Origin of the sequence: Escherichia sp. MOD1-EC5495 (genome assembly GCF_002965965.1) — a bacterium.
GTDB lineage: Bacteria > Pseudomonadota > Gammaproteobacteria > Enterobacterales > Enterobacteriaceae > Escherichia > Escherichia ruysiae.
Genome location: NZ_PTRI01000017.1, coordinates 25,609 through 42,959, shown reverse-complemented (window position 1 = coordinate 42,959; position 17,351 = coordinate 25,609). Strand labels below are relative to the sequence as shown.

Annotated in this window: 15 protein-coding genes and 1 pseudogene; 8 read left to right on the top strand and 8 right to left on the bottom strand. The window is 51.3% G+C overall.

All coding sequences use genetic code 11. The features are described from left to right. Positions 1-17: 17 nt before the first annotated feature. Positions 18-533, top strand: coding sequence for a DUF2569 domain-containing protein (locus BEG40_RS14825; RefSeq protein ID WP_000263318.1), 516 nt, complete (start codon positions 18-20; stop codon positions 531-533). A 39-nt stretch (positions 534-572) separates the two neighbouring features. Here the strand turns inward: BEG40_RS14825 and fbp are convergent, their stop codons facing one another. After that, the gene (gene fbp, locus BEG40_RS14820; protein ID WP_000853756.1) at positions 573-1,571 is read right to left on the bottom strand and encodes a class 1 fructose-bisphosphatase; all 999 of its coding nucleotides are present in this window, start codon (positions 1,569-1,571) and stop codon (positions 573-575) included. A gap of 175 nt (positions 1,572-1,746) precedes the next feature. Here fbp and mpl point away from each other — a divergent pair, with 175 nt between their 5' ends. Continuing rightward, positions 1,747-3,120: a UDP-N-acetylmuramate:L-alanyl-gamma-D-glutamyl-meso-diaminopimelate ligase gene (gene mpl / locus BEG40_RS14815; protein WP_001219776.1), complete on the top strand. Its 1,374-nt coding sequence runs from the start codon at positions 1,747-1,749 to the stop codon at positions 3,118-3,120. Between the two features lie 85 nt (positions 3,121-3,205). On the opposite strand, the gene yjgA is transcribed toward mpl, so the two are convergent. Further along, a complete protein-coding gene (gene yjgA / locus BEG40_RS14810) occupies positions 3,206-3,757 on the bottom strand; it encodes a ribosome biogenesis factor YjgA (protein ID WP_000166265.1) in 552 nt (183 codons plus the stop codon). 93 nt (positions 3,758-3,850) lie between these two features. Between yjgA and pmbA the strand changes: the two genes are divergently transcribed. The 4 genes from pmbA to BEG40_RS14785 all read left to right on the top strand — a co-directional run bounded on the left by pmbA (position 3,851) and on the right by BEG40_RS14785 (position 6,359). Beyond that, the gene (pmbA, locus tag BEG40_RS14805) at positions 3,851-5,203 is read left to right on the top strand and encodes a metalloprotease PmbA (RefSeq protein ID WP_001162191.1); all 1,353 of its coding nucleotides are present in this window, start codon (positions 3,851-3,853) and stop codon (positions 5,201-5,203) included. Positions 5,204-5,258: 55 nt separating this feature from the next. Then, complete coding sequence (gene cybC, locus BEG40_RS14800) at positions 5,259-5,645, top strand: cytochrome b562 (protein WP_001232262.1); 387 nt, start codon at positions 5,259-5,261, stop codon at positions 5,643-5,645. A 191-nt stretch (positions 5,646-5,836) separates the two neighbouring features. Further along, complete coding sequence (locus BEG40_RS14790; RefSeq protein WP_105285652.1) at positions 5,837-6,079, top strand: type II toxin-antitoxin system RelB/DinJ family antitoxin; 243 nt, start codon at positions 5,837-5,839, stop codon at positions 6,077-6,079. Then, positions 6,069-6,359, top strand: a complete 291-nt coding sequence (locus tag BEG40_RS14785; protein ID WP_001105430.1) for a type II toxin-antitoxin system RelE family toxin — start codon at positions 6,069-6,071, stop codon at positions 6,357-6,359. Before BEG40_RS14790 ends, BEG40_RS14785 begins: the two co-directional genes overlap by 11 nt. Here BEG40_RS14785 and nrdG read toward each other — a convergent pair whose 3' ends face one another. From nrdG to treR, 5 genes and pseudogenes are all read right to left on the bottom strand, one after another. Then, positions 6,360-6,824 carry an anaerobic ribonucleoside-triphosphate reductase-activating protein gene (gene nrdG, locus BEG40_RS14780; RefSeq protein ID WP_105285680.1) on the bottom strand — a complete coding sequence of 155 codons (465 nt, stop codon included), beginning with the start codon at positions 6,822-6,824 and terminating at the stop codon, positions 6,360-6,362. 183 nt (positions 6,825-7,007) lie between these two features. Beyond that, a complete protein-coding gene (gene nrdD / locus BEG40_RS14775; protein ID WP_000187803.1) occupies positions 7,008-9,146 on the bottom strand; it encodes an anaerobic ribonucleoside-triphosphate reductase in 2,139 nt (712 codons plus the stop codon). 393 nt (positions 9,147-9,539) lie between these two features. Next, entirely contained in the window at positions 9,540-11,195 is a 1,656-nt protein-coding gene (treC, locus tag BEG40_RS14770; RefSeq protein WP_105285651.1) for an alpha,alpha-phosphotrehalase, read from the bottom strand. Positions 11,196-11,244: 49 nt separating this feature from the next. Next, positions 11,245-12,666, bottom strand: a complete 1,422-nt coding sequence (gene treB, locus BEG40_RS14765; RefSeq protein WP_016159997.1) for a PTS trehalose transporter subunit IIBC — start codon at positions 12,664-12,666, stop codon at positions 11,245-11,247. A gap of 118 nt (positions 12,667-12,784) precedes the next feature. After that, positions 12,785-13,735: pseudogene (treR, locus tag BEG40_RS14760) on the bottom strand (trehalose operon repressor TreR); the annotation flags it as partial. A 171-nt stretch (positions 13,736-13,906) separates the two neighbouring features. Between treR and mgtL the strand changes: the two are divergent. Both mgtL and mgtA read left to right on the top strand, forming a co-directional pair. Then, positions 13,907-13,960, top strand: coding sequence for a mgtA regulatory leader peptide MgtL (mgtL, locus tag BEG40_RS14755; protein ID WP_001387276.1), 54 nt, complete (start codon positions 13,907-13,909; stop codon positions 13,958-13,960). 140 nt (positions 13,961-14,100) lie between these two features. Next, positions 14,101-16,797, top strand: coding sequence for a magnesium-translocating P-type ATPase (gene mgtA, locus BEG40_RS14750; RefSeq protein ID WP_105285649.1), 2,697 nt, complete (start codon positions 14,101-14,103; stop codon positions 16,795-16,797). 45 nt (positions 16,798-16,842) lie between these two features. Here the strand turns inward: mgtA and BEG40_RS14745 are convergent, their stop codons facing one another. Further along, the gene (locus BEG40_RS14745; RefSeq protein ID WP_001130091.1) at positions 16,843-17,298 is read right to left on the bottom strand and encodes a transposase; all 456 of its coding nucleotides are present in this window, start codon (positions 17,296-17,298) and stop codon (positions 16,843-16,845) included. Positions 17,299-17,351 lie beyond the last annotated feature (53 nt).

Here is a 17,351-nt window from a genome sequence, read left to right as displayed (position 1 = left end):
TATATAAGGATATTTTTATGTGGGCAAAGGAAGGTGAGGGTTTAAGTACAACATGCAAAAGTTGTGGTGTGGATGTTTTACCACCTGATGATTATTGTAGAAGCTGTGATGATAAAAAACTTACGGGGATTGGCGGTTGGCTGTATTTACCTGCTATTTCTTTAGTGCTGGTGATTATTTCGAGCATTTATTCTTTTGTACGAACATGGGGGCTTGCTCAGAGTAGTCAGGAAGAACCGCTCAGAACTCTGCTTTATCTGGAAGTGGCTGGATTTGCCACGATATTTCTGTTGGTAAGTTATACTACCTTTTTGTTTTTTAATAAGAAACGCCAACTTCCGCACTACTATATTGCCCTTCTTCTGGCGCTCTTCGCATTGAATGTTGCTGATATCTGGGGAGCAGTACAATTTCTTCATGCCACAATTGATTTTTTAGACGCATGGGGTGTGCTGAAAAATATCATTCATCTGGCTATCTGGGTCCCCTATTTCCGAGTCTCTAAACGAGTCAAATTAACTTTTGTTAATTAGAACGCAAAAACGCCGGAACAATCCGGCGTTTTTAGACCATTACGCGTCCGGGAACTCACGGATAAAGCGTTCGACATCTTCAACCATATGGTTATTGCCGACGAAGAACGAACGGCGCTGGTGCAGGGTTTCCGGGATGATATCCAGAATACGCTCTTTGCCATCGCTCGCTTTACCGCCTGCTTGTTCCGCCAGGAATGCCATCGGGTTGCACTCATACAGCAAACGTAGTTTACCGTCTGGGTGGCTGGCGGTGCTTGGGTAGAGATAAATTCCACCTTTCAGCAGGTTACGGTGGAAATCCGCAACCAGTGAACCGATATAACGCGAGGTATACGGGCGGTTGGTGGATTTATCTTCTTCCTGGCAGAATTTAATGTACTTCTTCACCCCATTAGGGAACTTAATGTAGTTTCCTTCGTTGATGGAGTAGGTTGAGCCTTTCTCCGGGAAGCGCATCCGTTCCTGGCACAGGCAGAAAACGCCGAGTGAAGGATCATAGGTAAAGGCGTGAACACCGCATCCTGTGGTGTAAACCAGCATGGTAGAGGAGCCGTATACCACGTAACCTGCGGCAACCTGTTTGTTGCCAGGCTGGAGGAAATCTTCTTCCGTTACCGGCGTACCGACAGGTGTAACGCGGCGGTAGATGGAGAAAATCGTACCGACAGAGACGTTAACATCGATGTTGGACGAGCCATCCAGTGGGTCCATCAGCACAACGTATTTTGCGTGTTCACAGCCTTCAAAGACGACAATCTCATCTTCTTCTTCAGATGCAATGCCCGCAACGATATCGCGCGCTTTCAATGCGGCTTTCAGTTTTTCATTAGCGAACAGGTCGAGTTTCTGTTGAACCTCGCCCTGCACGTTCTCAGCACCGCTGGCACCCAGGATATCAACCAGTCCTGCTTTGTTGATATCGCGATGGATAATCTTGGCGCCCAGTTTTATTGCCGACAGCAAAGCAGTGAGCTCACCGGTAGCATGAGAAAACTCGTGCTGCTTTTCGACAATAAATTCACCTAACGTTTTCATAAAACTTTCCCTGCAATGTTTATGGAGTAAAGCGACCGCAACAATCTTAACAAATAATCTGAATGTTGCGCTCAGGTGAATCGCGCCAGCAAATTACGGATTATCCTGAAATGCGTTTCTCACTTGCCCGACATATGCGTAAAATGAGCGGTAGATTAAAAAAGGATAATGACGTATGCGCATTCATATTTTAGGAATTTGTGGCACGTTTATGGGTGGTCTGGCGATTCTGGCGCGCCAGTTGGGCCATGAAGTAACGGGTTCGGACGCTAATGTGTATCCGCCGATGAGCACCTTACTTGAGAAGCAAGGCATTGAACTGATTCAGGGTTACGATGCCAGCCAACTCGATCCGCAGCCGGATCTGGTGATTATTGGTAATGCCATGACCCGTGGAAATCCGTGTGTGGAAGCGGTACTGGAAAAAAACATTCCGTATATGTCGGGGCCGCAGTGGCTGCACGATTTTGTGCTGCGCGACCGCTGGGTGCTGGCCGTTGCCGGTACACACGGCAAAACCACCACGGCGGGAATGGCGACCTGGATTCTGGAACAGTGTGGCTATAAACCGGGTTTTGTTATTGGCGGTGTGCCTGGAAACTTTGATGTTTCGGCGCGTCTGGGCGAAAGCGACTTCTTTGTTATCGAAGCGGACGAGTATGACTGCGCCTTCTTCGACAAACGCTCCAAATTTGTCCATTACTGCCCGCGCACGCTGATCCTCAACAATCTTGAGTTCGATCACGCCGATATCTTTGATGACCTGAAAGCGATCCAGAAACAATTCCACCATCTGGTGCGTATTGTTCCTGGGCAGGGTCGTATTATCTGGCCGGAAAACGACATCAACCTGAAACAGACCATGGCGATGGGTTGCTGGAGTGATCAGGAACAGGTAGGCGAGCAGGGACGCTGGCAGGCGAAAAAGCTGACCACCGATGCTTCCGAATGGGAAGTATTGCTGGACGGCGAAAAAGTGGGCGAAGTGAAATGGTCGCTGGTTGGCGAACATAACATGCACAACGGTTTGATGGCGATTGCTGCGGCTCGTCATGTTGGTGTTGCGCCGGCAGATGCTGCTAATGCGCTGGGGTCGTTTATCAACGCGCGTCGTCGTCTGGAGTTGCGCGGTGAAGCGAATGGCGTGACGGTGTATGACGATTTTGCCCATCACCCGACGGCGATTCTGGCAACGCTGGCGGCGCTGCGCGGTAAAGTCGGTGGTACGGCGCGTATTATTGCCGTGCTGGAACCGCGCTCAAACACCATGAAGATGGGCGTCTGCAAAGACGATCTGGCACCGTCGTTAGGCCGTGCCGATGAAGTCTTTCTGCTGCAACCGGCGCATATTCCGTGGCAGGTAGCTGAAGTGGCAGAAGCCTGTATTCAGCCTGCGCACTGGAGTGGTGATGTCGATGCGTTGGCAGATATGGTGGTGAAAACCGCCCAGCCTGGCGACCATATTCTGGTGATGAGCAACGGCGGTTTTGGTGGTATTCATCAGAAACTGCTGGATGGTCTGGCGAAGAAGGCGGAAGCTGCGCAGTAATTCTGAAGCTTCAGCCTGGAGTAGCATTGCCGGATAAAGCGTTTACGCCGCATCCGGCAAACCATACTCACATCAACAACACAACTTACCCTTCGTTCTCTGCCAGCTCGCGCAGATACTGGAAAATCTGTCGCGCGGATTTCGGCGGCTTATTCCCTTCTTTCTCTTTCTTCGCGTTGCGGATCAGAGTACGCAGTTGCTGGCGATCGGCATCAGGCCACAAGTTCAATACGTCAGCGATGGCATCATCGCCGTGATCGATCAAACGATCGCGCAGGTTTTCCAGTTTATGGAACAGCACCACCTGCTGGTTGTGGCGGTTTTTCAGCTTATCCAGCGCCTGACGGATAGGCTCTACGTCGCGCTGGCGCAGCATCTTACCGATGAGCTGCAACTGGCGGCGGCGACCTTCCATCTTAATACGCTGGGCTAACTCGATAGCCGCACGCAGATCCGCATCTAACGGGATCTTATCCAGCGCGTTTTTCCCCAGATCAACAATTTCCGCGCCCAGGCGTTTTAACTCCTCGGCATCGCGTTTAATTTCACTTTTACTGACCCAGATAATTTCATCGTCTTCGTCTTCGATATCATCACCGGGAACGTCGTCGAGCCAGTCTTCGGGCTGCTTAGTCATGTCAGGCTCCTTAAAAAAAGAGGCTAATGTTACCAGTTAAGATGCGCACTGAAAAACGGTTCTCTGTTAGACTTCAGAGAAACTCTCTACATTATGGCACTTGCAATGAAAGTAATCTCTCAAGTTGAAGCGCAGCGCAAGATTCTGGAAGAAGCAGTTTCGACTGCGCTGGAGTTGGCCTCAGGCAAATCGGACGGTGCGGAAGTTGCCGTCAGCAAGACCACCGGCATTAGCGTAAGCACGCGCTATGGTGAAGTGGAGAATGTCGAATTCAATAGCGATGGCGCGCTGGGGATCACCGTTTATCACCAGAATCGCAAAGGTAGCGCATCATCCACCGATTTAAGCCCGCAGGCTATTGCCCGCACCGTACAGGCGGCGCTGGATATTGCTCGTTATACCTCGCCAGATCCTTACGCAGGTGTGGCAGATAAAGAACTGCTGGCCTTTGACGCGCCGGATCTCGATTTATTCCATCCTGCAGAAGTTTCCCCGGATGAAGCTATTGAACTGGCGGCTCGTGCTGAACAGGCGGCATTGCAGGCGGACAAACGCATCACCAATACCGAAGGCGGCAGCTTTAACAGCCACTACGGCGTAAAAGTTTTCGGCAACAGCCACGGCATGTTGCAGGGATACTGCTCAACGCGTCATTCACTCTCCAGCTGTGTGATTGCCGAAGAAAATGGCGATATGGAACGTGATTACGCCTACACCATTGGCCGCGCGATGAGCGATCTACAAACGCCAGAGTGGGTTGGGGCAGACTGCGCTCGCCGCACTTTATCGCGCCTGTCACCGCGTAAACTCTCCACCATGAAAGCGCCGGTGATTTTTGCCAATGAAGTCGCAACCGGATTGTTTGGTCATTTAGTTGGCGCAATTGCCGGTGGCGCGGTCTACCGTAAATCCACCTTCCTGCTCGACTCGCTGGGTAAACAAATTCTGCCGGACTGGCTGACCATTGAAGAACATCCGCATCTGCTGAAAGGGCTGGCCTCTACGCCATTCGACAGCGAAGGGGTGCGCACCGAGCGTCGCGATATTATTAAAGATGGCATCCTGACCCAGTGGCTGCTGACCAGCTATTCCGCGCGTAAACTGGGGCTGAAAAGCACCGGACACGCAGGTGGTATTCACAACTGGCGTATTGCCGGGCAAGGACTCAGCTTTGAGCAGATGCTCAAAGAAATGGGCACCGGCCTGGTAGTGACGGAACTGATGGGCCAGGGCGTGAGTGCAATTACCGGTGATTATTCCCGTGGTGCAGCGGGCTTCTGGGTCGAGAATGGCGAAATTCAATATCCGGTTAGTGAAATCACTATCGCAGGTAATTTAAAAGATATGTGGCGCAATATTGTCACCGTCGGTAACGATATTGAAACACGCAGCAATATACAGTGTGGTTCTGTACTGTTGCCGGAGATGAAAATCGCCGGGCAGTAAAAAAACTGGCGCGACCTGCCGCGCCGAATCTTCATAATAAAAAAGGAAGTGAGCAATGCGTAAAAGCCTGTTAGCTATTCTTGCAGTCTCCTCGTTGGTATTCAGTTCGGTGTCGTTTGCCGCTGAGCTGGAAGACAATATGGAAACCCTCAATGACAATTTAAAAGTGGTCGAAAAGGCGGATAACGCGGCACAAGTCAAAGACGCGTTAACCAAAATGCGCGCTGCGGCGCTGGATGCGCAAAAAGCGACGCCGCCGAAGCTGGAAGGTAAATCACCAGACAGCCCGGAAATGAAAGACTTCCGCCACGGTTTTGACATTCTGGTCGGTCAGATTGACGACGCGCTGAAGCTGGCTAATGAAGGTAAAGTCAAAGAAGCACAGGCCGCCGCAGAGCAACTGAAAACGACCCGCAACGCCTATCACCAGAAGTATCGTTAATTCCTTATTGGGCGGTGAAACGTTACCGCCCAACGCTTTCTTCTCCCTTCGTAAAATCACCGCAATATCTATCTTCACCACGGCATATTCCTGCGTGTCGTCCTCATTTTTGCGAGGCGTTTTCCAGAAATGAATGTAATGCATATGTAATGCTATAATGCATTACACTTTTCATAATTACCGGAGGCATAATGGCCACACTTAACGTCCGCCTGGATGACAAACTGAAAAATGAGGCTTATGCGGTGCTGGAAAAATTAAATATCACGCCTACTGAAGCAGTGCGGCTGCTGTTTCAATACGTTGCGGAAAATGGACGAATGCCGGTAAAAACGCTCACTGTTAGTGATAGTGAAGAAGCCTTGTTACGCAATGTCAGGGAACGACTGGCCAACCCACAAGAGGCCATTAAGGTCCGACTGGATGAACTATGAGCTGGCTTTTGATCTGCGGGCGCTGAAAGAGTGGCAAAAACTGGGCGTGACAGTCCGGGAACAATTTAAAAAAAAGCTTGAGGATGTGCTGAAAAGGCCGCGCAATCCATCGGCTAAACTGCGGGATTTACCGGACTGCTACAAAATTAAGCTGCACACACTGGGATATCGCTTGGTTTATCAGGTTAACGATAAAGAGTTGCTCGTGTTGGTGATAGCTATTGGTAAGAGAGAGAACTCAGCCGTTTATGAAGACGCGACTAAACGGCTGGATGAGTGATTAACGCAAATGATGCACCACCTGATTGCTGCTGCCGCGCCAGATCAGGGAAGGGTCTTTTAAATCCTGCACAAATTTGCCGTCGATCAGCACGTTAATCAAATCAACAACCTGCATTTGCGCAGTGTTGAGTTCGTCGAGTTTATAGCCTGTCCACACCCAGATATCTTTACCCGGACACTCGGCGCGGATGCGTTGTACCAGTTTTAAAATGTCCGGCACGTTTTGCGGATGCAGCGGGTCGCCGCCGGAGAGGGAAATGCCCTGGCGTTTGATGCGGGTATCGTTCAGATCGTTGATTATCTGGTCTTCCATTGCTTTGGTAAATGGCTGACCAGAGTTTACCCGCCAGGTGCTTTTGTTATAGCAGCCCGGGCATTCATGGACGCACCCGGAGACAAACAGGGTGCAGCGAGTGCCGGGGCCGTTGACGATGTCGACAGGATAGTACTGATGAAAGTTCATTTTCGCCTGGCTTATCAGTCCGCGTGTAGGCCGGATAAGGCGTTTACGCCACATCCGGCAATCAATGCCTGATGCGACGCTGTCGCGTCTTATCAGGCCTACAGCCGTTGCAACAGTCTGGAATTTGTAGGCCGGATAAGGCGTTTACGCCGCATCCGGCATTTGCTTAGCGCAGAGTGAAGATCAACCGATCTGCCCATTACCCAAATGTTTAACGCGGCGCTTAACTTCTTCCTGCTTACCGGCGTTAAACGGACGCGCATCCGGGCTACCTAAATATCCGCACACGCGGCGAGTTACCGACACACGGGAGGTGTCATGGTTGCCACATTTCGGGCAGGTGAAGCCTTTGCTGGTGCACTCAAACTCACCGGTAAAGCCACATTCATAGCATTCATCGATCGGCGTATTGGTGCCGTAATACGGTACATGCTGATAGCTGTAATCCCAGACATCTTCCAGCGCCTTCAGGTTGTGCTGAATGTTTGGATACTCGCCGTAGCAAATGAAACCACCGTTAGCCAGCGGCGGGTAAGGTGCTTCAAAGTCGATCTTGTCGTATGGGTTCACCTTTTTCTCCACATCAAGGTGGAAACTGTTGGTGTAGTAACCTTTATCGGTCACGCCCGGCACCACGCCAAACTCAGCGGTATCGAGACGGCAGAAGCGGTCGCACAGGTTTTCACTTGGCGTGCTGTAAAGGCTGAAACCGTAGCCAGTCTCTTCTTTCCACTGATCAACCGCCTGACGCAGACGTTCAACAATCGCAATACCTTTCGCGCGAAGCTGCTCGTTGTCATAAACATGCTCGCCGCCGAACAGCGCGTTAATGGTTTCGTGGATACCGATGTAACCCAGCGAAATAGACGCACGGCCGTTTTTGAAGATTTCAGAAACATCATCGTCGGCATTCAGGCGTACACCGCAGGCACCTTCCATATAAAGGATTGGAGCCACGCGCGCTTTCACGCCCTCGAGACGAGCGATACGGGTCATCAGCGCCTTACGTGCCAGCACCAGACGTTCATCCAGCAGCTTCCAGAAGGTGGCTTCATCGCCTTTCGCTTCCAGCGCAATACGTGGCAGGTTCAGGCTGATCACGCCGAGGTTGTTGCGACCATCGTGGATCTGCTCGCCGTTTTCGTTTTCCCATACGCCGAGGAAGCTGCGGCAACCCATCGGGGTTTTAAACGAACCGGTGACTTTCACTACCTGATCGTAGTTCAGGATATCCGGATACATGCGCTTGCTTGCGCACTCCAGCGCCAGCTGTTTGATGTCGTAGTTCGGATCGCCTTTTTTATGGTTCAGGCCATCGCGAATCGCAAACACCAGTTTCGGGAACACGGCGGTTTTGCGGTTTTTACCCAGGCCAGCGATACGGTTACGCAGGATGGATTCCTGAATCAGGCGCGACTCCCAGCTGGTGCCCAGACCAAAGCCAAAGGTTACAAACGGTGTTTGACCGTTGGCGGTGTGCAGGGTGTTTACTTCGTACTCCAGCGACTGGAAGGCGTCGTAGCACTCTTTGATGGTACGAGAGTTGGCGTAGCCTTCGGCGTCCGGGATGCTCCACTCTTCCGCCGTTTTACGGTGCTTGTTGTAGCTGGCGGTGACAAACGGAGCCAGAACTTCGTCGATACGGTTAATGGTGGTGCCGCCATAAATATGGCTGGCAACCTGGGCGATAATCTGCGCAGTTACTGCGGTGGCAGTGGAGATCGACTTCGGTGGTTCGATCTCGGCGTTCCCCATCTTAAAGCCCTGGGTCAGCATACCTTTCAGGTCGATCAACATGCAGTTGAACATCGGGAAGAACGGCGAGTAATCGAGGTCGTGGTAGTGAATATCGCCACGCTCATGCGCCTGCACCACGTCACGCGGCAACAGGTGCTGACGCGCATAGTGTTTAGCAACAATACCAGCCAGCAGGTCGCGTTGGGTTGGAATTACTTTGCTGTCTTTGTTGGCGTTTTCATTGAGCAACGAAGAGTTGGTTTGCTCGACCAGACCACGGATCTCCTGGTTCAGGCGACCGCGTTTTTCACGTTCGATGTCGCGATCGTGACGGTACTCAATGTAAGCACGAGCCAGTTGTTTGTACGGGCCTGACATCAGCTGGTTTTCAACTGCGGTCTGAATTTCGTTAATATCGACCTGGTTGCGGCCTTGCATTTGCTCGCTGACGACGGCGGCAACAGTGGCACAATAATCTGCATCATCGACTTCCGCTGCTTTAGCTGCACGCAGAATGGCTTCTTTGATGCGCTCTGATTTAAACGGCACTTTGCAGCCGTCTCGTTTCATCACATGCGGTGTCATGATCGCTCCATATTTTTAAGAACAGGTTATACACAGAAAGTTGGGAAGTGCGCCCCGCTTTATTTAGCTCTTTTTACGGGGAGTTACTGCAATCCCAATCCGCTTTATCCACAATTTTGTCGGCTTTGTTGGCGTGTGTCTTGGTGCAAGTATAGTCGACGGATACAACATATTGGGTTGAGAGGCATTTTAAAGTCTATATATAGTGCTTTGCATTAAGGATGTTTGAGGTTTTTTTGATTTAGCTCAAAGTAAAAATCAGAGTGTACGGATGACGGGCGCTACAGCGATGTGTAAATTTTTTAATAATTTTCTGTTCAAAAAACCAACAAAAACAACGCTCTGACAGGTAAGGCCCCGGAAATACTCGCTTTACCGGGGCCTGGCGAAGAATTATCTCTGCAACCACCAGACAGCCTCAAAAGGTCGCAATGTCATGGCTCCCGGTTGAGAGGCGGCTTCTTCATAGTTATGCATTAATAGTTGCCAGTCGCCGCTGATTTGCGTTGGTTGCCAGGGCTGCACGTCACGGCTAAGGTTGGCTATCACCAATAAAGTTTGCCCCAGCCATTCACGGCGATAGCACCACAATACAGTGTTGTTTGGCAGGAGATCCTGGTAATTTCCCCATGTCAGAATGGGTTCTTGTTTACGCAGCGTGATTAACTTCTGGTAGGTGTAAAACACTGAGGATTCATCGGCCAGTGCAGCTTCCACGTTGATTTCGCGATAGTTATCACTCAGACCAATCCACGGCTCGCCGGTAGTAAACCCTGCGTTATCGCCGTTGCTCCATTGCATTGGCGTGCGGCTGTTATCGCGGGATTTACTGGCGAGGATTGCCAATAGCTCTTCGGCGTCACGCCCATCGTTGCGCAGCTCGGCAAACATATTGAGGCTCTCCACGTCGCGGTAATCGGTAATGCGCGTGAAATGCGGATTAGTCATGCCAATCTCCTCACCCTGGTAGATATACGGTGTTCCCTGCATACCATGCAGTACCATCGCCAGCATTTTTGCCGCAGGCTCACGGTAGTCACCTTCATCGCCAAAGCGAGAAACAATGCGCGGCTGATCGTGGTTACACCAGAACAAAGCATTCCACGCAACGTTGTGCATTCCCTGTTGCCAGTGGCGGAACAATGTTTTTAACGCCACAAAGTCAGGTTTAGCCAGCGTCCATTTTTCACCGCCGGGGTAATCGACCTTCAGGTGATGAAAATTAAAGGTCATCGACAATTCACTGCCTGTCAGTGCCGCGTATCGCTGGCAATGTTCAAGGCTGGTGGAGGACATTTCACCCACAGTCATTAATCCGCGTGGCGTAAAGACATCGCGGTTCATTTCGTGCAAAAATTCGTGTGCTCGTGGCCCGTCGGTGTAGAAGCGACGCCCGTCGCCATCCAGATCGTTGGGGAAGTTCTGGTCTTTGGAAATCAGATTCACCACATCCAGGCGCAGCCCGTCTACCCCGCGATCGGCCCAAAACTCACAGACTTTTTTCAGTTCTGCGCGTACTGCTGGGTTTTCCCAGTTGAGATCGGCCTGTTCTGGTGCAAACAGATGCAAATAATACTGTTCGCTTTCTGCGTGCCAGCGCCAGGCATTGCCGCCGAATTTAGAACGCCAGTTATTCGGTGGTATTCCTGGTTCGCCATCACGCCAGATATAAAACTGACGGTAAGGACTTTCTTTGTTCAGTGCCTCGCGAAACCAGGCGTGTTGGGTAGAAGTATGGTTAAACACCATATCAAGGATAATGCGAATACCGCGCGATTTCGCCTGCGCCACCAGTTCGTCAAACTCGTCCAGCGTACCGTAGGTGGGATCAATCGCCGTATAGTTCGCTACGTCGTAACCGTTATCGACCTGTGGGGAGACATAAAAAGGTGTCAACCAGATAGCATCGACGCCCAGTTTTTGTAGGTAGTCGAGGCGCAGAGTGACTCCTCGCAGATCGCCGGTGCCGCTGCCCGTGGTGTCCTGAAAACTCTTTGGATAAATCTGGTAGATAACGCCGTTTTGCCACCAGTGGGGAAGATTAGTCATTACGTCATTCCTGCAAATGCGAGGGGGCGCAAGTGCGCCCCGAAGAAAATTAAACAATGTTCAGCGTGCCCAGGCGGTGTTTTCGCTGGTAGATAAACGAGGTGAGCACAATCGGGATGATGATGGCGATAGCCATGGCCAGCGCAAATACCTGCCAGTAGCTCGGCTGAATGGAGAGAATACCAGGCAGGCCACCGACGCCGATGCCATTCGCCATAACGCCGTTCAGGCCGCAGAGCAACCCTGCCAGACCGGAACCAATCATCGCGCACAGCATCGGGAAGCGATATTTCAGGTTGATGCCGTACATTGCCGGCTCCGTGACTCCAAGATAAGCGGAGATCGCCGCTGGAACCGAAATTTCCCGCTCGTTCTGTTTACGGCTGGCGATAATAACTCCTACCACTGCCGACGCCTGAGCAATATTCGAAAGGGCAATCAGCGGCCAGACTGGCGTACCGCCCATGCTTTGAATCATCTGCATATCAATGGCAAGCGTGGTCTGGTGTACGCCGGTAATGACCAGCGGCGCATAGAGGAAGCCAAACAACGCTGCGCCAATCGGAGCAAAGCTGCCAGTCATCAGGTGACGAACCGCAAAGGCAACGCCATCGCCAATCATGCGACCAAACGGACCAATCAGCGCATGGGCGAGGAACACTGCGAGGATCAGCGAGCAGACCGGTACAACCACCAGATAGAGATAATCCGGCACGATGCGCTTAAGGCGAGTTTCAATAAAGCCCAGCGCCAGCCCGGCTAACAGCGCCGGGATCACTTGCGCCTGATAGCCTACTTTCGCAATACTGAACATGCCAAAGTCCCACACTTCCGGCACCTGCTGCCCGAGCAGATAGGCGTTCATCAGTTGTGGAGAAACTAGCGTTACGCCAAGCACGATACCAAGGATCGGCGTGCCGCCCATTTTTTTCACCGCCGACCAGCAAATCCCGACCGGCAGGTAGAAGAAGATCGCCTCACCGATCAACCACAGAAAATCGTAGATCGTTTGCAGGGAAGGGTACATTTGCGCCAGCGTCTGGCCGTTGCTCATCGGCAGATCGCCGATAACATTGCGAAAACCGAGGATCAAACCGCCGCTAATCAGCGCGGGCAGTAACGGGAAGAAGATCTCCGCGAAATGGGAGATCAACTGCTCATGCCATTTCATATTCTGCCTGGCGGCTTTTTTCACCTGCTCTTTATCGACCTGCGCCTGACCAGTCGTTGCCAATAACGCTTTGTAGTAATCGCCAACGTTGGTGCCAATCACTACCTGAAATTGTCCTGCATTGGTGAAACAGCCTTTCACCATGGGGAGTTGTTCAATTTCTTTTGGTCTGGCATTGGCTGGTTGGTTGAGGACAAAGCGCAGGCGAGTAATACAGTGGCTGACCGTCGCGATATTGCCGCGCCCGCCGACCAGTTCAATCAACCGATCGATATCCGTTTGGTTCACTTTGCTCATCATAAGGCCCCGTGGCAGATGACATATTTGGTTGACGGCAGAATATAGTGGGAAGAAAAAATTAAAAATGGGAACGTTCCCGAAACACGGCGAAGATCACAATTTATCGTTCAGGAAACGATCAGGACAGGGTGGCGGGGATGATGATTTGTTGCGGTTCGCTGCGCCCGGTTATCTGCTCAATCAACTGGCAGGCCGCCTGGCGTCCGGCTTCTGCGTAGCCTGGGTCAACGGTGACGATCTCCGGATGGAGGAACTTCATCAACGGTGTATTACCAACGCTCGCCAGCTGTAAGGTATCGATGCGTTGCTCTTGCAGGTATTTACTTGCGCCAAGTGCCAGCGTGTCAGTTGCGCACAGCAACGCGGTGGTTTCAGGGGTAATAACTTTTGCCACGTTCTCATAACCTTGCTTCATGGCGAGGCCAGGCAAAGCGGCGACGGGATGCAGTTTATGCGCTTTGCAGAACGCCAGATAGGCTTCGTGACGTCGTTTACCGGTCGTCACGTCGCTGTGCGGTACGCCGAGATAACTGATATTGCGATGCCCCTGGTCATACAGCCGTTGCATCAGGATTTTGATCGCCCCTTCGTCGTCATAACAGACTGAAGCAAAGCCCTTTGCGTCGCGTGCCAGCAGCACCAGCGATGACTGCCAGTGGGCTAACATCTCTTCGGTTATACCGGTAAAACCAAACAGCACTACGCCGTCGATATTACGACGTTTCAAAACGCCCAGATGTTCGGCAACTAATTGTGGTGAAAACTGGCTTTCCATCATGATGGGGTCGTAACCCTGTTCATAGAACGCCGGCAGCATGGTCTGAACCGCGAGATTTTCTGACAGCGAATCCAGACGTGTCACGATGATGGCGACCACTTTATCGCTTTGCCCACGCATGGCGCGCGCAGAGCGGGAAGGGGAAAATCCATGCTGATTCATCACCGCTTCAACACGCTCGCGCGTACGCTGGCTCACGCCGCTTTCGTTATTCAGCACCCGGGAAACAGTGGATTTTCCCACGCCGCTCAAGCGCGCGATGTCTTTGATGGTCAGCCGATTTTGCATCCTGTTATCCCGTAACTTGTTGTTTAATTATTAGAGACTAACTTTACCCTCGCATTCAGCAATGGGCAAAGTCTGGTTTATCGTTTGTTTAGTTGCCGACAGGTATTATATCGGCATAAATGCTACGAATATTATTGGATTCGCGGCGCTATTTATTCACTTACCGGAGGTTATATGGAACCTGATCCCACGCCTCTCCCTCGACGGAGATTAAAACTTTTCCGGTAAGCCTGTCTTTTCACGGCGTTACCGGATGCGTAAGGCCGTGACGTTTTAACGTCCCTGCTCAGTTTTATTACCTTCAGGTAAGGCTTCGCCACGCCTGAAGATATTTCTGCACTGTTCCTGACAGCGCGGAGGGACTCTCTATGTTTAAAGAAATTTTTACCCGGCTCATTCGCCATTTACCTTCCCGTCTGATCCGTCGCGATCCGCTACCGGGGGCGCAGCAGACAGCGAATGCACCAATCCCGCCTTCCTTAAGCGCGCATTGCCTGAAAATGGCGGTGATGCCAGAAGAAGAATTATGGAAAACGTTCGACACGCACCCGGAAGGGTTGAATCAGGCGGAAGTGGAAGTTGCCCGTGAAAAAGATGGCGAAAATAAATTACCTGCGCAACAACCGTCACCGTGGTGGGTACATTTGTGGGTCTGCTATCGCAACCCCTTTAATATTTTGCTCACGATCCTTGGCGGCATTTCTTACGCCACGGAAGATTTATTTGCTGCTGGCGTTATTGCGTTAATGGTGGCTATTTCTACGTTGCTGAACTTTATTCAGGAAGCACGTTCCACCAAAGCGGCAGATGCCCTGAAAGCGATGGTCAGTAATACCGCGACGGTGCTGCGCGTAATTAACGACAAAGGCGAAAATGGCTGGCTGGAGATCCCGATCGACCAGTTGGTGCCCGGCGATATTATTAAACTGGCGGCGGGGGATATGATCCCGGCAGATTTACGTATCTTGCAGGCGCGGGATCTGTTCGTCGCTCAAGCGTCGTTAACCGGTGAGTCTCTGCCCGTTGAAAAAAACGCGACCACGCGCCAGCCGGATCACAGCAATCCGCTGGAGTGTGACACCCTGTGTTTTATGGGCACCACAGTGGTGAGCGGCACGGCACAAGCGATGGTGATTGCCACAGGTGGCAACACCTGGTTTGGTCAACTGGCGGGGCGTGTCAGTGAGCAGGAAAGTGAGCCGAATGCCTTTCAGCAAGGGATCAGCCGCGTCAGTATGCTGCTGATTCGCTTTATGCTGGTGATGGCGCCCGTGGTGCTGTTGATCAATGGTTACACCAAAGGCGACTGGTGGGAAGCGGCGCTGTTCGCGCTTTCGGTAGCGGTAGGTTTGACGCCGGAAATGTTGCCGATGATTGTCACCTCAACGCTGGCGCGTGGCGCAGTAAAGCTGTCGAAACAGAAAGTGATCGTCAAACATCTGGATGCCATTCAGAACTTTGGCGCTATGGATATTCTGTGTACCGATAAAACCGGCACCCTGACGCAGGATAAAATTGTGCTGGAGAATCATACCGATATCTCCGGTAAAACCAGCGAACGCGTGCTGCATAGCGCGTGGTTGAACAGCCATTACCAGACCGGGCTTAAAAACCTGCTTGATACAGCGGTGCTCGAAGGTACGGATGAAGAGTCGGCGCGCTCGCTGGCCAGCCGTTGGCAGAAAATTGATGAGATACCGTTTGATTTTGAGCGTCGTCGGATGTCGGTGGTAGTGGCAGAAAATACCGAACACCATCAACTGGTGTGCAAAGGCGCATTGCAGGAAATCCTCAATGTGTGTTCGCAGGTACGTCACAATGGCGAGATTGTGCCGCTCGATGACACCATGCTGCGTAAGATTAAGCGGGTTACTGATACGCTGAATCGTCAGGGGCTGCGTGTGGTAGCGGTGGCGACGAAATACCTGCCGGCGCGTGAAGGGGATTACCAGCGGGCAGATGAATCCGACCTGATCCTCGAAGGATATATTGCTTTCCTTGATCCGCCCAAAGAGACAACCGCTCCGGCACTGAAGGCATTAAAAGCGAGTGGCATTACCGTAAAAATCCTCACTGGCGACAGTGAGTTAGTGGCGGCGAAAGTGTGCCATGAAGTGGGGCTGGACGCGGGAGAGGTGGTTACTGGTAGTGATATTGAAACGCTAACTGACAACGAACTGGCAAATCTCGCACAGCGTACCACGCTGTTTGCCCGCCTGACGCCGATGCATAAAGAACGCATCGTAACGTTGCTGAAGCGCGAAGGGCATGTGGTTGGCTTTATGGGCGATGGTATTAATGATGCGCCCGCCTTACGTGCTGCGGATATCGGCATTTCTGTGGATGGCGCGGTAGATATTGCCCGTGAAGCAGCGGATATCATTCTGCTGGAAAAAAGCCTGATGGTGCTGGAAGAGGGGGTTATTGAGGGACGTCGCACTTTCGCCAATATGCTGAAATACATCAAAATGACGGCGAGCTCTAACTTCGGTAATGTGTTCAGCGTGCTGGTGGCGAGTGCTTTTTTGCCCTTCCTGCCGATGTTGCCGTTACACTTGCTTATTCAGAACCTGCTGTATGATGTGTCACAGGTGGCGATCCCGTTTGATAACGTAGACGATGAGCAAATTCAAAAGCCGCAGCGTTGGAATCCGGCGGATCTGGGACGCTTTATGATCTTCTTCGGACCGATCAGTTCGATCTTCGATATTCTGACGTTTTGCCTGATGTGGTGGGTATTTCATGCCAACACGCCGGAAACGCAAACGCTGTTCCAGTCGGGCTGGTTTGTGGTGGGGTTACTGTCACAAACGCTGATTGTGCATATGATCCGCACCCGCCGTGTGCCGTTTATTCAGAGCTGTGCATCGTGGCCGTTAATGATCATGACCGTGATCGTGATGATTGTCGGGATCGCGTTACCGTTTTCGCCGCTGGCCAGTTATCTGCAACTGCAGGCGCTGCCGTTAAGCTATTTCCCGTGGCTGATTGCGATTCTGGCAGGGTATATGACGTTAACCCAGTTAGTGAAAGGATTTTATAGCCGTCGTTACGGCTGGCAATAAGTGAGTGCTGAGACTGATCGATAAATATTCTTACTGGTCAGTCTCCTACGAAAAGACCTGAACAAAAAAATAAATTACTGCAAAAATAAAAAAACAAATAAATGTCCAGCTCAAATTATAAAGGGCGCTATAGCTTTTATTTACCGAACGAGAGAGAAAGATGTCTTCTTTTTTAATGTGTCTGGAGGAGATGTTGCGATACAGGCGGATATAATAAACACAATAAAGTAATAAAGGCGGTATTACCCATCCACCTGTTGGTTTGCCAAATATAAGCGTGAGTATAATGGAGACAGCAAAGAAAAGCAGAAAGACGATTTGCGCTTTGGATTCTATTTTTTTTAATTCGCTTCTTACGCCTTCTGCGTGCTGTTCTTGCCAGCGCCGGAGCGTACTAACACTAAATTGATAGTGTTCACATAGCTCCTTATTAGACGTACCCTCTTTTGACCGCTGTAAAATTTCAGCAATTTGTTCATTCGTGAAACGGGATTTAGCCATCTTCAACCCTCCGTGGTTGAATCAGATAATCCAGGCGCGATTCCTGGATTATC